The 13,301-nt window shown below is 60.7% G+C and carries 9 protein-coding genes and 1 riboswitch; of the genes, 3 read left to right on the plus strand and 6 right to left on the minus strand.

Annotation, left to right across the window (positions count from 1 at the left end; all coding sequences use genetic code 11):
- Positions 1-218 precede the first annotated feature (218 nt).
- The 5 genes from ACW5XD_RS04760 to ACW5XD_RS04780 all read right to left on the minus strand — a co-directional run bounded on the left by ACW5XD_RS04760 (position 219) and on the right by ACW5XD_RS04780 (position 6,478).
- Positions 219-1,268, minus strand: coding sequence for an HlyD family secretion protein (locus tag ACW5XD_RS04760; RefSeq protein WP_456493862.1), 1,050 nt, complete (start codon positions 1,266-1,268; stop codon positions 219-221).
- The gene (locus ACW5XD_RS04765; RefSeq protein WP_456493863.1) at positions 1,268-2,608 is read right to left on the minus strand and encodes a glycosyltransferase family 2 protein; all 1,341 of its coding nucleotides are present in this window, start codon (positions 2,606-2,608) and stop codon (positions 1,268-1,270) included. Before ACW5XD_RS04765 ends, ACW5XD_RS04760 begins: the two co-directional genes overlap by 1 nt.
- A 1-nt stretch (position 2,609) precedes the next feature.
- Positions 2,610-3,944, minus strand: coding sequence for a TackOD1 domain-containing metal-binding protein (locus ACW5XD_RS04770; RefSeq protein ID WP_456493864.1), 1,335 nt, complete (start codon positions 3,942-3,944; stop codon positions 2,610-2,612).
- Between the two features lie 506 nt (positions 3,945-4,450).
- On the minus strand, positions 4,451-5,794 hold the full coding sequence (locus ACW5XD_RS04775; protein WP_456493865.1) for a M12 family metallo-peptidase: 1,344 nt from the start codon (positions 5,792-5,794) through the stop codon (positions 4,451-4,453).
- Between the two features lie 21 nt (positions 5,795-5,815).
- The gene (locus ACW5XD_RS04780; protein ID WP_456493866.1) at positions 5,816-6,478 is read right to left on the minus strand and encodes a hypothetical protein; all 663 of its coding nucleotides are present in this window, start codon (positions 6,476-6,478) and stop codon (positions 5,816-5,818) included.
- Positions 6,479-6,667: 189 nt separating this feature from the next.
- Here ACW5XD_RS04780 and ACW5XD_RS04785 point away from each other — a divergent pair, with 189 nt between their 5' ends.
- Positions 6,668-6,814 carry a hypothetical protein gene (locus tag ACW5XD_RS04785; RefSeq protein ID WP_456493867.1) on the plus strand — a complete coding sequence of 49 codons (147 nt, stop codon included), beginning with the start codon at positions 6,668-6,670 and terminating at the stop codon, positions 6,812-6,814.
- A complete protein-coding gene (locus tag ACW5XD_RS04790) occupies positions 6,811-9,000 on the plus strand; it encodes a glycoside hydrolase (RefSeq protein ID WP_456493868.1) in 2,190 nt (729 codons plus the stop codon). Before ACW5XD_RS04785 ends, ACW5XD_RS04790 begins: the two co-directional genes overlap by 4 nt.
- Before the next feature lie 73 nt (positions 9,001-9,073).
- On the opposite strand, the gene ACW5XD_RS04795 is transcribed toward ACW5XD_RS04790, so the two are convergent.
- Entirely contained in the window at positions 9,074-10,924 is a 1,851-nt protein-coding gene (locus ACW5XD_RS04795) for a M3 family metallopeptidase (protein WP_456493869.1), read from the minus strand.
- Positions 10,925-11,228: 304 nt separating this feature from the next.
- Here ACW5XD_RS04795 and ACW5XD_RS04800 point away from each other — a divergent pair, with 304 nt between their 5' ends.
- Positions 11,229-12,926: a methyl-accepting chemotaxis protein gene (locus tag ACW5XD_RS04800; protein WP_456493870.1), complete on the plus strand. Its 1,698-nt coding sequence runs from the start codon at positions 11,229-11,231 to the stop codon at positions 12,924-12,926.
- A gap of 265 nt (positions 12,927-13,191) precedes the next feature.
- Positions 13,192-13,277: riboswitch (cyclic di-GMP riboswitch) on the plus strand.
- Positions 13,278-13,301 lie beyond the last annotated feature (24 nt).

A 13,301-nucleotide genomic window follows, 5' to 3' on the forward strand; every position in this document is an offset into this window, starting at 1 on the left:
AGCCGATGGTAGTGAGCCCAGGAGTGGATCAGCAGGGCCAGGAACAGCTGCCCCGCACTCTTCGCATCCAGCGATGCCGATAACGCTCTCGCCTTCCTCGCTGTCCAGATAGTTGAGCACCGGCAGCCAGCCAATCCAGGTTACCTGGCAGGAGGATTACGGCCAAGAGCGCCCCAGGCGGCCAGGGTTAACAATCAGGAAAGTGCAAACGTGCTGGCTCAATCAAACAAAACAGTTACCGGCAATCCCTCGACCTGCAAATTGGGGGGCAGCTTTTCATCCAGTGACAAGGCAACCTTGAGCGTTGCCTTTTCCCCTTCAAACGGAGCAGCCAGTTGTGCAGGCAACTTGTCAGCCAGCTCCACCGGTCTGGCCACCCTGGCCGACAGACGTTCCCCGCTTGGCAATTTAACGATGGCCTTGTGGCCGGTCGCCATTGAGGACAAATACTTGGGCAGCACATAGGCAATAACCAAGGGATCCTCACGTTTGGAAATCAAGGCAAGCGGCGTCCCTGAAAAGACCCAGTCCCCCTCTTGCACCAGAACGTCAGACACCTTTCCCCTGGCTGGGGCCAAGGGCTGTTGCTGTCTGGAGATGGCTTCCATTTCCGTCAGCTCCTGTTCCAGCTGGTGACGCGCACTGGCCAGGGGCCCCGTCAGGTGATCCTCCCGGATCTGCAACTCCTGCTGGGTCTTTTCGGCCTTGGCCTTCTGCAGCGCAATGCGGGACTGAGTCCAGCTCAGCAGGGCACTGGCATACTCGGCACTGGATACCAGCTTTTCCTTCTTGTAACCCGCATACTCCTTGTAGATGCTCTCCTGCTCACGGGTACCCCGGTCAGCGATGCCGATCTGCTCGTCCAGATTGTGCAATATCTCCTGTTCTGAGCTCCCCTTGTCCAACTCGATTGCTTTCAGGCGCGCCTTGCGCCCTTCAATATTGGCCTTGAGTGTCGGGGACTCGAACCGCATCAGGGCATCCCCTTGCGACACGGATTGCCCGGGAGACATATAGATGCTTCGAATAAAACCATCGCCGTTGGCCACTACCAGCTGGGGTTCAGTGGTGATGATGGCGGGCGCCTGAGTCAGCCACCACTCTCGCCCCAGATACCAGAGCAGAATGATGACGGGACTGAATGCCAACAGCAGGATCAGATACCAGCGCGCCCGAAACGCGATACGCTTGGCGGGAGCATACAGAACGCGGATCCCCTCATCCGAGGTGGCATCTTGTTTTTTGGGGGGATTGAATGTCACTTTCATCAGAATTTGTTTCCTCGTTTTAATACCCACCACGGCGCCATGCTGCTCTCTTCATGGCCACGCCGGAATATTTCATTAAGCAACGCCACGGCACACCATAGACGCATCAACAGGGTATAAACCGGGTACAGGATCAACCATGGAAATAGCCGCATATCCGCCCTGGGTCGCTCAGAGATTGCGAGCAGAAATACCAGAAAATTGACCAGCGTAAGAAACAGGTACACCAGATAGAGACAGAACATCAGGGCAGTTACAAACTGACCTGGATAACTGAACACCAGCCACCAGCTGTAACCCATGACCAGCAGCGGCAACACCACGTTTTGTGCCACCCCGTAGACCAGAGTGAACAGGAAAGTCTTCCATCCCAAGATGCGGGGGGTCAGCGACAACTTGTGCTTGCGCAGATAGAGAAAAAGCAGATCACCATCCCAGCGCAGGCGCTGGTTTGCCAGGGTGACCAGATCTGCCGGGGCATCCGTGTGGCCAATGGCCTTGGGGGCAAACCCTATCTTCAGCTTGGGATGACGCTTGAGGTAGTGCTTGATCCGCACGGTTAGATCCAGATCTTCAGCCGTGTGAGTATCCCACCCCCCAATCTGGCGCAGAAAGTCGCGGCGAAATGCCCCGAATGCCCCCGAGATATTGTTGATAAGATTCCACTCGCTCAGGCCCGTCTTGCCGCCCTGCATGGAAATCATGTACTCAATCCCCTGCATTCTGGTCAACAGCCCATCCCGCAAGTTACGTACCCTTAGTGCACCACCGACGGCTGGCACATCGGGATCGTCAAAACAGGCAACAATTTCGTCAATCATGTTGTTGTCAAAGGAGGTATCGCCATCGGCATTCATCACGATTTCACCGGTTGCAGCCGACAAACCCGCGTTGAGGGTTGATACCCGTCCACCACGTTGCCATTTGGGCAGCAGCACCAGCGTTCTTGTCTCGCATCCCTCAAACTCGCTAACGCAGTTCAACGCCGCCTGATAGGTATGAGCATTGGCCTTGGCACCATCAATGACTGCAATGATCTCCATATGGCCGCGATACAGTTGTTCCTTGAGAGTCAGGATGGTGGAGCGAATCGCCTCTCCTTCGCCATAACAGGTAATGATGCAGGAGACTTTGGGACAGCGTCGTGATAACGGCAGAGTGGAGGCTTGGGGCATCTGACGGGCGTACCACTTGAGAATCCCGGTCAATGTCAGCGCCATCAGCGGCACTTCCATCAGCAAAAGCATGGGCAACAGCAGCAGGATCATCCTGGGAGAAAACTGCAGGCTCCCCAGTATCTCAACCAGGATGTAATGGACCGTACTCATCCAGTCGCCCATGCTAGATACCCTCGTCCAGCCAGCGGCTCAGCCACAAGCTTGTATCATCACCCAAGGTCGTGGGCAAAGGCTGTACTTTCACATCCAGCGCCAGAGAGTCCAGCCCCTCGACATGGTTCAGTGCCTGGATCCGCCCCTGCAAAATATTCCAGTCATCCACATCCGTATATGGCAGCAGCAAGAGCAGCAGGTCATCGGCATATTGGCAAACGACATCGGTATCGCGAAACAACGCCTGCAAACGGGTGAGCAAGGCCGCCAGCCGTTGCTGGGTTTTCAGTAATCCCAGCTCGGCACGAAGCTCGGCAAGGCGTTCAACCCGAATCGCCAGCAAGGTATGACTGCCGCCATGACGTTGCAGCAGGCTGTTATTCCATTGCAGTAACCAGGGGAAGTGATCCATGGCCATCGCAGCCCCCCAGGTCAGGGGAAGATGCAATTGCTGGGTGCCCTCACGGGCAATATGGCGCGCCAGCTTGCCAATACGGTATTCATAGATGGGAGCAACCACCAGATCATCTGGCTTGTGAGAGTGACCACACTCGTGACAACGCGCCTGGACGGCCGCCTCCATAAAACGGGCATGACAGGAGAGGCAGCGATACTTCTCCAGTGGCCGGTCATAATCCACCCCGATGTGGCGCAAGGTAGTCACACATTTGGGACAGCGCAACATGCCCTGCTGCATGAAAGCGTCCTGATCGTCCACATGCCCACAGGTAAAACAGTGCACGGCCGGTTTGGCCTGAATGGCGATATGAAAACATTCCGGACATACATCCACGAAATTGAGATGGGCGGAGTGACAGCTGTTACACAGCCGTACGCGATCCACCAGTTGTTCGCTCTGTAACAGACGTTCGGAAACCAGTTGAGGCAAGGAGTCGGCAGCATCGTTGCCCAGCAAACAGTCGAGCAGCGGATAGCTGTAGCCCTGACGACAACCCGCTTGCCAGCGAGGCAACAAACGGAAGTGACTGCGAGGCCAGCTATACCAAGCCAGTTTTTCCATTTCATCTGGATGCTCGCGCGGTGTCAGCAGTGCCAGGCGCTCCAGCATGTCGGGTACCCGCTCATCAAGCTGGGACAAGAGGCCATCCGCCAGCATGGGAGAAAGAGGGCTCTTCTCCACGCAAAAAACAGGGTACAGATAACGCAATGGATCACGGCGAACCGACTGCAAAACCCGGTCTTGCTCCTCGGCGGGCAAATTGAGCAATAACACAGGTTGCTGTTCTGATTTCCACTGGGACCAATCAGCAAGCGCCAGGGTGGCACGTTCTACATTGCCTCCCAGTAGGGCGATCGGGCAAGGTGTTTCGTTGGTGCTCATCATCAGAAAATGGCCTCTTTCCACTGACTGAAAAATAGGGCTAAGCCCGATAAAAATACCGGTGTCTCAATATCAACTATGGCAGAACAGGAGACTCGTGGATGCGCATCGCCCGGCAGTAAACGATACCAACGGCATAGTCGACTCAATCCGCAGGAGTCATGGATATGGCAAGCATAAGAGAAGGACGGTCAAGAGCCGGCGCCATAGTTTCCATGTGCGGCTAGCCATCTCGGGGGAGGGAGATCTGTAGCTTTCCGAACCTGATTCGCATCGGGAGTGGCAAGGTGGCCAATGCTGCCGAAGGATATTAATTAGTCAGTCGCATCCTCGCATCCGCTGACGGAGTGACCACGGCGATGATGGCATCACCGGATAAACCCAGAAACAATAATATATTGATTAATTAGCCCTTTCTTAGCCATTGCAGCACCAATGCACGCCGAATTTTAAATGTAACCAGATATTGCTGCACCCCTGGCAATGTACAGCCAGGGGCGCGGCTCATATCAGGCTGACAGCGTCTCGACCGGCTGACGGGCCAGCGCCAGCTGATATCTGTGCTCGGCCAGCTCCAGCTCGCGGCGCGCCTCTTCTACCTTGCCTTCGGCGCCCTTCACCGCCGCCGTCAGCTGGTTGTAGCGATCCCAGCTGCCGTTGTACTCGGCTACCTCAGCGTTAAAGTGCTGGCTGATCTCGTTGTACTGGCGGACCAGTGCATTGCTCTCGTCGCGCAACTGGTTGATCCGGGTCATCAGCCCTGCCTGAATGGTGCGGATCCGCTGATACTCGGCAGGACTGTAGCTGCCGCTGTAACTGTTGTACTGCTGCACCAGCCGGTTGCTCTCCCGAATAGCCAGGTTGTTGCGTTGATTGAGGGAGGTCTGCTCGCGCCGGTAGCGATCGAAATTGGCCAGCAGCACCTGCTGCCGATCCTGCAGCGCGGTACTGGCTGTCACTTGCTGGCTATAGTGGGTCTGGGCCGCCGCCAGATCCTGACGACGCGCCTCAAGCGAGCGTTCCAGCTCCCCCAGATCCGGCATCGCCTCCGTCACCATGGTGGGATAGAAGCTGGCTATCTGGGGCGTGGTGACCCGCAACGCCCGCACCGCATCAGCCCCATTGGCCTGATCCCGATGATCCACGCCGCAGGGCTGCCCCTTGCAAACCAGAGCCGGGCTGGAGAACTTGTACTCGTGGCTGTAAACCCCGAAGCTGGAGGGATAGGCCATCACGGTGGCGAAGGAGCCCTGCACCCCGTGTCCCAGTGCATAGTGGTAGGTGCCGCCCGTACCATCCTGCAGTCGGGAGTGGTTGAGCCCCATGTTGTGGCCCAGCTCGTGCGCCAGCACCACGTCGCCGCAACCGGTGGCGGTGACATGGCTGAACATGTTGCCGGCTTCCTTGGACACATCCCCGTCGGCATACGCCTTGCGACCATCGGCATAGGTGGCTGAACCACCCACCCAGGCCAACCCGCAACTGCCGTGGTCACCGGTGTTGGGCCGCATCAGTACCACCATGTCGGCGCCATAGCGGGTACGCAGGGTCGGCACCTCCTTGAAGACCGGCACACGCTGCTTGGTCACATCCTTGAGTGCCTTGTCATCCGTGCCGCCATCCGGATAGTTCACCTGCTGACTGTGCACGGCACGCACCGTCAGATCCAGACCGCTGGCGGCATAGATCTGGTTGGTGACATTGATCATGTGCTGGATCCGGGTCTGGGCATCCCCCTGATAACGGGCAGCCAGCCCAGGGCTGTGCAGCACCATCAGATCGATGGTTTCCGCCAGCACGGGCGTGGCGCCGAGCAGGCCCGCGATCATGATCCCCAAGGTCGTTTTCTGCATGTGATTTTCCTTCTTCTGTTGTTATTGATGTGTCGGGATCAGGGCGTCACTGCCGCCATGGCCCCGATCCAGTGGCGGGTTCTTGTAAACCCAGCCCTTGCCCCCCAAGGTCTCGACGGAGTAACTGCCTTGCGGCGTGCCGATGAACCCGAAGGTGGCTTGCTTGCCGACGGTGAAATTGACCGGATAGCTGTCACCGTCGACCCGTATTTCGCCCTGCCAGTTGCGTTCCCCGCCCCGCTGCAGCGCCACCTTGGTCACCCTGGCCTCCAGCGTGCTGCCATCCGGCAGCGGCAGGGTCACCCTGTCGCCGACCTGAGCCTGTCCCAGCTCGCCGCCCTGCAGGGCGATGGGCTGGGGCTGTTCGACCCCCTCGCCGGGCTCCGCCAGCGGAAAGTCGGCATCCACCTCGACCGCCTGCCAGGGAGCATCCAGCTGCTGGCTGCCATCCTCACGCAGCCGGCCAGGCTTGGCGGCCGCCGCTACCGGCGCCGGCTTGAGATCGGGAACCGGCATCACGGCAAGCTGCGCCGGTTCTACCAGCACGGGGAAGTCCACCAACGGCTCGCCACTGTGGCCAGCCTCCAGATCCGGCGCCGCCGGCTGCGGCCACAGACACCAGCTGATCACCCCGGCCAGCAGGGCGCACAGCCCCAGCCCCACACTCCATTTCGTCACCTTCATACTGATACTCCAGTCAAAAACAATCCTTATAAAACAATGTATTAAGCTCAAAGTGAGCGGGCATGCTAGAAACTGGCGGCAAGGCTGACACCCCCCTATATGGGGCGTCTTAAAAATGGGTAGCGGCAGATCTCGCCCCCTGTGTGGGTCGATGACGCCAGTGCTGGCGGGGGCTGAGGAGGGGTTCGAATGATGCTTTTTAGTCGAAGCGGAACGATTGAAAAAACGGCAGGCATGATGCCGTTCACCCCATATGGGTTAAGCAGATTTGGCTGTACCGGGGGGCGGGCAACGGCGTACCCTGATGGCATCAATCAGGTCAAGGATGTTGAATGAAGGCTTTACAGACAAAGGCGCCAGCACTGGGCTGGCTGCTGATTTCACTGCTGGCGGCGCCGCTGGCCGCCGCCCCCCTGACCCTGCAGGGTGAGACGCAAAGTTACCTCATAGATCCCGACACCCTGGCCATTTCGATCAACAAGATCCCGGTCAGCGCCGGCCAGCCCGCCCGCCAGGTCGATCAGTTGCAACAAGGCGAGCAGCAGGCCAGCTGGCACTGGCCCGCCCAGGACGCCAGGGTGGAGGTCAAGCTGGACGGCAATGACTTGCTGCTGACACTGGTCAGCGACAGTCCACGTCAGCTGGCCTGGTACAGCCTGCCGAAAAACCAGACCCACCTGTCGCTGGCCTTTGGCGAGGGCAGCCGCTTCTCGGTACGCGATAGTGACTGGCTCGGCTATGTCGGCGACGAGCTGGCCGAGCTCAACACCCACTACGACCTCAAACTGCCGCTCTGGAGCCAGGATGCGGGCAAGCAGACCTACAGCTGGATCCTGCAGACCCCCTATGACAACCAGCTCAGTTTCACCCGCAAGGGGGGACGTCTGCAGCTGAGCGCCCGCCATGAATTCAGTAGCTTCAACCAGCAGGCCCCCATGGTGGTGCGCCTGAGCGTGGGGGATGACTGGCTGGCCGGCGCCCGCCGCTACCGGGAGTGGCTGCAGGGCGAAGGAGCCTGGCAGTCCCTGGCCGACAAGTTTGCCCGCATTCCGGCCGGTCGGCGGCTGATCGGCGCCAGCCATGTCTATCTGTGGGGCGATACCCTGCTCGATCGGCAGGATGTGACCGATTGGCCCGCTCTGCAGGCCAAACTCCGGCAAAAGCCGGAGTGGCTGCAAGACTTTCACGCCGATGAGCGGGAAGCGCTGGCCGTCAAGGCGCCCGAACCCAGGCAGCAGACGCTGATCATAGCCGGCCTCAACCGGCTGATTGCCAGTCAGTTGCCCCTGCCCGCCCAGCAGGGTCCCCTGGTCCAGAGCAAGGTGCTGGCCCTGCGCCAGCAGTGGGTCAAGAGCCAGTTCGGCGAGCAGCTGGTGGCACAGAAGCGTTGGGGCCAGGGGCTGTCGCTGCCGGTGGTCGAGGCGCTGCAACAGGCGGGGCTGCGCAAGCTCTGGCTCGGCACACCGCAATGGACGGCCGCCCTGCAGCAGGGTTATGCCCTCACCGCCGCCCAGCGTCAGGGCTATCTGGTGGGCAGCTATGACTCCTACGATACCGCCATCCCGCCCGGCAGCAACGACAGCTGGCTCACCGCCCAGCTGCCGATCGAGATCGGCAAGCGCTGCGCCATCGTCGAGGCCAATGGCAAACCCAAGCCGGGCTTCGGCGGCGAGGGGGTCTACCTCAACCCGGGCTGCACCCTGCCGTTTGCCAAGAGCCGCATGAGCGAGCTGGCCAAAGCCAGCGGCATCAACAGCCTGTTCCTCGACGTGGACGGCACCGCCATGGCCTCCAACGATTACAACCCAGCCCACCAGCAGGGCAGCCAGGCCATGATCGCCGACCGCAACGCCCGCATGAGCTGGGTAGGGGAGCGGCTCGGACTGGTGCTGGGCTCGGAGGATGGCAACGCCCTCACCAGCAAGCCGCTGCTGTTTGCCCACGGCATCCAGAGCTGGGGCTTCGGCTGGGAGGATGCCGCCATGCGCACGCAGGCCAAGTCCCCCTACTACCTCGGCAAGTGGTGGCCGGACGAGGCGCCGCAGGTCTTCTTCCAGCCCGCCCGACTCAAGCCGCGCTACCTGAAAACCGTGTTCAACCCGGCGGACAGGCTGCCCCTCTATCAGGCCGTGTTCCACGACTCCGTGCTCAACAGCCACCACTGGCTGCTGGACAACCTGAAATTCCCGGGCATCAAGGAGGAGCGCGCCCTGCTCGGCCTGCTCTACAACACGCCGCCGCTGGTCAACCTGAGCCGCAGCACGCTGGACAGTCGCCTGCCGGATCTGGTGAAGCTCAACAGCCAGTTTGCCCCGCTGCACGAAGCGCTGTGGGACAAGGCGCTGGTGGGTTTTCGCTGGCGGGACGGGGTGGGCCGGGTGCAGGAGACCCGCTTCTCCGACGGCAGCCGGCTGGTGGCGAACTTCAGCCACAGCACCATGATGATCGATGGCCACAAGCTGCCGGGCAGGCAGCTGCTGGTCGCCCTCAAGGGCAAGCCGGTGAGCCTGCTGAAGATGTGACGAAGCCACTCGTCATATGTCATATAAAAAAGAGCCCTGCCAATTGGCAGGGCTCTTTTGCAGGCGGGGTTTTCTAACCCAGGGTAGCGGGCTCGACTTCGCCATGGCGCCGGATCCAGGCCTCGAAGTCGGCCAGCATGGCCGCCTCCGACTGGCTGTTGTCGGCGACCAGCAGATCCCCGTGCACCACCCGGATGCGGGCATTGAGCGGCGTACCCTCGCCTGCCGGCGGCCGCTGCTGCGCCGCCGTCATGCAGGCTTCGGCCTGCTGCCACGCCTCGGCCACGCTCTGGTTGCATGCCCGTGCCAGCGGCGCGGCACTGAAGCCCTCGCCGGTGAGGCTCTGCAGCGTCTGGTCGTGGGTCATGCCGTTGCCCGGTCCCCAGTAGTGGGCGGCCAGATCCGGCCCGATGCGCGGGTTGTCGGTGAGGTAGCCGTCGCGCCTGAGGAAGTAGGCGCGGGTCTGCTCCACCGCCATCAGCGCCAGCAGATAGCCGTGGTAGGCGCAGGCCGATTCCTGATTCAGGAGGTGCGGAATGGCCAGCAGCGGACGCGGGCTCTCCACCCCCAGGATCTTGCGCTCCCACTGGCGGGCCAGCGCCAGCACGGCGGCCGGGGTGCGATCCCCGTCGGCCATGGCGTAGAGATCACGCTCGAAGTAGGCCACCAGCGCTATCTGACGTTCGTTGAAGGCACGAAACGGCTGGCGCGCCTCTATCATGGCCTTGATGAGCGCATCGGGGATCGCCTCCCCCGCAGCGTTTCTGGCATAGCGCTTGAGCCAGTCGGCATCGTCCAGCAGGCTGTCGCAGAACATGGACTGGGTCTCGGCATAGGCCATTGAGGTGGGCGGAAACTCCTGGGAGAAGCAGGGGGCGTTGCCGGTCACATTGGCAAAGTGGGCGGCGTGGCCCCCCTCGTGGAACAGGGTGTTGAGGCCGCTCCAGCCGCTGCCCACCTGAGCAGGATCGGCCAGGCTGGTGAAGTTGACCACGGCGGGCACCCACTGGCCCTCCTGCCAGAAGCTGGGCACTGGGCCGTGGCAGAAGCCGTTCTCGTATTTCCCCTCACGGGTCAGCAGATCCAGGGTGAGGGTCGCGTCCCGATACTGGATGCCGAGCCGGCGGAAGCTCTCGACCCAATCCTTCAGCGCCCGTGAAAACGGCACATAGGGATCGAGCTGGCGGGTCACGTCGCCGCTGACGAAGTAACGCAAGTTGTGGGGCTGCAGCGCCGCCTCCCCCTTGGCCGTCTTGAGTTCCGTAAGGCTCTGGTGCACCCGCTGTTCGGTGCGGGCGATGAAGTCATCCAGCACGGCAAACAGCTGCGCCGGGCTCATCTGCTCGTTCTTGCGCACCTTGTAATCGAAATAGTCGCGATAGCCCATGGCGCGGGCGAAGCGGTTGCGAAGCCGAACTATCTCCAGATAGCCGTTGTCGACCACCCACTGCTCCAGGGTATGGAACATGGCGAGCGCACTCTGGCGCACCGCTTCATCGGTGCTGGCGGCCAGTGCCGTACTGGCGGCGGGCAGGCTGCCGGCCACCTGGCGCCCCTGCTCGTCCAGCAGGGTCAACTTCAGCCCCCGCCGGCGGGCGAACAGCGCCGCTTCGGCCGCCACCAGCTCGTCCATCAGGGCGGCGGCGGCCGGATCCTCGATGACGTTGCACTCGAAGAAAGCGATCCAGCCCCCCAAACCCCGCTTGAGTTCTGTCTCCTCGGCCAGAGCCTGCATCTCCCGCAGTACCGGCAGGCGCGCAGGATCGGCGCAGAACGCCTTGTAGGCCTGCTCGGCGGCGGTGAAGCCTGCCTGATCGTCGCTGGTGCCCATGTAGGTGGACCAGAACAGATCCTCCTTGCGCCTGTGTACCTGCAGGTAGTCGGCATTGAGCTGGTTCAAATAATTCCTGGCAATGGAACTCATAAATTCCCTCTTGTTATGGGGCAGACCTCTGGGGTGCCCACTCCTTTTTGGTGAAATGCCAACTTATTCACATTTCCTGCAAATAGAACGGCAAATGGTGCGCCGGGATGCGCACGACCACGCTACCAAAAGCGAGGGTTTCTGTCTGCTGGCTATACTGGTTGTCAAAACGCTCAATTAGCGTTCAGTAACCTCAAACCATTGAAAGTTAATTGAAAGTTAATTAAATGTTAATAATGAAATAATCAGGGCCATCGTCATGACTGGCCGCAACCAGACCCGCACGGGAAAGAAGGAAGAGATTATGTTCAAGCTCGGTGATATCGCCGTGAGCCGCAAATTGATGTTGCTGCTCTCACTGGCGCTGGTCGGCTTCATTGCACTGCTGCTCATCTCGGCCAGTGCCCTGAATCGCAATCTGATGAGTGAGCGGGAGGCACGGCTGCAGGCGGTGCTGGATCTCGCCATGAGCCGGATCCAGGCCCTCGCCACCACCCTGCCCGCCGCCCAGGCCCAGGCCGAAGCCAAGGCCATGCTCAACAGCATGCGCTTCGATGGCGACAACTATCTGTTCGTGATCGATGAGACCCGCCACGTGGTGGTGCACCCCACCAAACCTGAACTGGTCGGCCAGCAGATGGGGGAGAGCGGCACGGCAACCGCCGGAGCCCACTGGCAACACATGGTGGACCTCGGCAAGGGGGGGCGGCATGGCCGGCTGGAATATCAATGGATTACCCCTACGGGTGAGGCGGCCCAGAAGATGTCGCTGGTGGCGGGCTACCAGCCCTGGGGCTGGATCCTGGGATCCGGGGTGCTGCTGCAGGACATCGAGGCCACCATCTGGTCCCAGTACCAGCTGATGGGGGGCGCCACCCTGCTGGTGATCCTGCTGATGGGGCTGCTGGGGTTTGCCATCAGCCGCTCCATCGTCAATCCGCTGGCCGAGATCAAGCGCGCCATGCAGCAGGTAGCGGCCGGGGATCTGGTAGTCAGCATACCGATACACGGCAAGGATGAGCTGGGGGTCGTCGCCACCTGCACCAACCAGGGACTCGACGCCATTCGTCGCGCCCTGCTGGAGGCAAGCCAGGGTGCCCGCAACGTGGCGGATGCCGCCCTGCGCATCGCCGCCTCCGCCGAGCAGACCAACCAGGCGGTCAACAGCCAGCGGGATCAGCTGGCCCAGCTCGCCACCGCCATGAACGAGATGAGCGCGACCATCTCGGATGTGGCGGGCCACGCGGAAAATACCGCCCGTGATACCCAGGATGCTACCAACGAGGCCGGGCTTGGCAACCGGGACGTGCATGCCAGCGTGCATGGCATCCAGGCGTTGGCCACCGAGGTGGAGCAGGCCACACTGCAGGTCAATCAGCTCAAGGAGGGGGTGATGCAGATAAGCGAGGTGACCGCCGTCATCAGCGCCATCTCGGAGCAGACCAATCTGCTGGCCCTCAACGCCGCCATCGAGGCGGCACGCGCCGGCGAGCAGGGACGCGGGTTTGCGGTGGTGGCCGACGAGGTGCGTCAACTGGCCAGCCGCACCCGCCAGTCCACCGAGGAGATCCAGAGCACCATAGCCCAGCTGCAGCAACGGGCGGTGACCGCCGCCAGCGCCATGGACGCCAGCCGCAAGCTGGCGGAGAGCAGCGTCAGCCAGTCGGAGAAGGCGGGGCAGGATCTCTCTCTCATCGTCAACCATATCCAGCACGTCAGCGACATGGCGACCCAGATAGCCACCGCCGCCGAGCAGCAGAGCATGGTGGCCGAGGACATGAACCGCAACGTCAGCGGCATCAACGATTCGGCGCTGGAGATGTCCCAGTCCGCCTCGCAACTGGCTCAGGAGAGCGAGTTGCTGGCCGGCCTCTCCCGCAGCCTGGACGAGCGACTGGCGGTGTTCAAACTCGGCAATGCCATCGACCAGCAACTGGAACAGCGGTTGGCACCGCTGCATCAGCAGGCACGTCAGGCCGAACGTCCCCGCGCTCGCCACTGATCCGTCCTGCCCTGTCGCAGGCAATCCCCTGCCAGTCCGGCTGACAGGGGATTTTTTCATTGATAAAAAATGCCTTACTTTTGCATCTTATCGACATAATTGTCGGCACTCCGTACAGCAAGATTATTAAATATACATTTAAAAACATTACGTTAAGTGTTTTCTCTACTCCGATGAGGCCAAGCTGCAAACATTTATACTTAATTATTCAAGAAAAAATAGTCATGATACTGTCGTCGCCAAACGCGACACCATGATCGTTTATATAGTCATTTGGCAAACTGGTTGAAAAGCCAGGACGCAAAGCTTCCGGTCTAAAGACACGTCGTCCAGGATAGCGGGGTTGCCACACGCAAGTGTGTATCGGGGAACGCC

Source organism: Aeromonas enterica (genome assembly GCF_054052465.1).

What these genes read in the sequence shown, in the direction of transcription:
- ACW5XD_RS04760 (WP_456493862.1), bottom strand. Translation starts at nt 1,268, where the DNA reads ATGAAAGTGACATTCAATCCCCCCAAAAAACAAGATGCCACCTCGGAT.
- ACW5XD_RS04765 (WP_456493863.1), bottom strand. Translation starts at nt 2,608, where the DNA reads ATGGGCGACTGGATGAGTACGGTCCATTACATCCTGGTTGAGATACTG.
- ACW5XD_RS04770 (WP_456493864.1), bottom strand. Translation starts at nt 3,944, where the DNA reads ATGATGAGCACCAACGAAACACCTTGCCCGATCGCCCTACTGGGAGGC.
- ACW5XD_RS04775 (WP_456493865.1), bottom strand. Translation starts at nt 5,794, where the DNA reads ATGCAGAAAACGACCTTGGGGATCATGATCGCGGGCCTGCTCGGCGCC.
- ACW5XD_RS04780 (WP_456493866.1), bottom strand. Translation starts at nt 6,478, where the DNA reads ATGAAGGTGACGAAATGGAGTGTGGGGCTGGGGCTGTGCGCCCTGCTG.
- ACW5XD_RS04785 (WP_456493867.1), top strand. Translation starts at nt 6,668, where the DNA reads ATGATGCTTTTTAGTCGAAGCGGAACGATTGAAAAAACGGCAGGCATG.
- ACW5XD_RS04790 (WP_456493868.1), top strand. Translation starts at nt 6,811, where the DNA reads ATGAAGGCTTTACAGACAAAGGCGCCAGCACTGGGCTGGCTGCTGATT.
- ACW5XD_RS04795 (WP_456493869.1), bottom strand. Translation starts at nt 10,924, where the DNA reads ATGAGTTCCATTGCCAGGAATTATTTGAACCAGCTCAATGCCGACTAC.
- ACW5XD_RS04800 (WP_456493870.1), top strand. Translation starts at nt 11,229, where the DNA reads ATGTTCAAGCTCGGTGATATCGCCGTGAGCCGCAAATTGATGTTGCTG.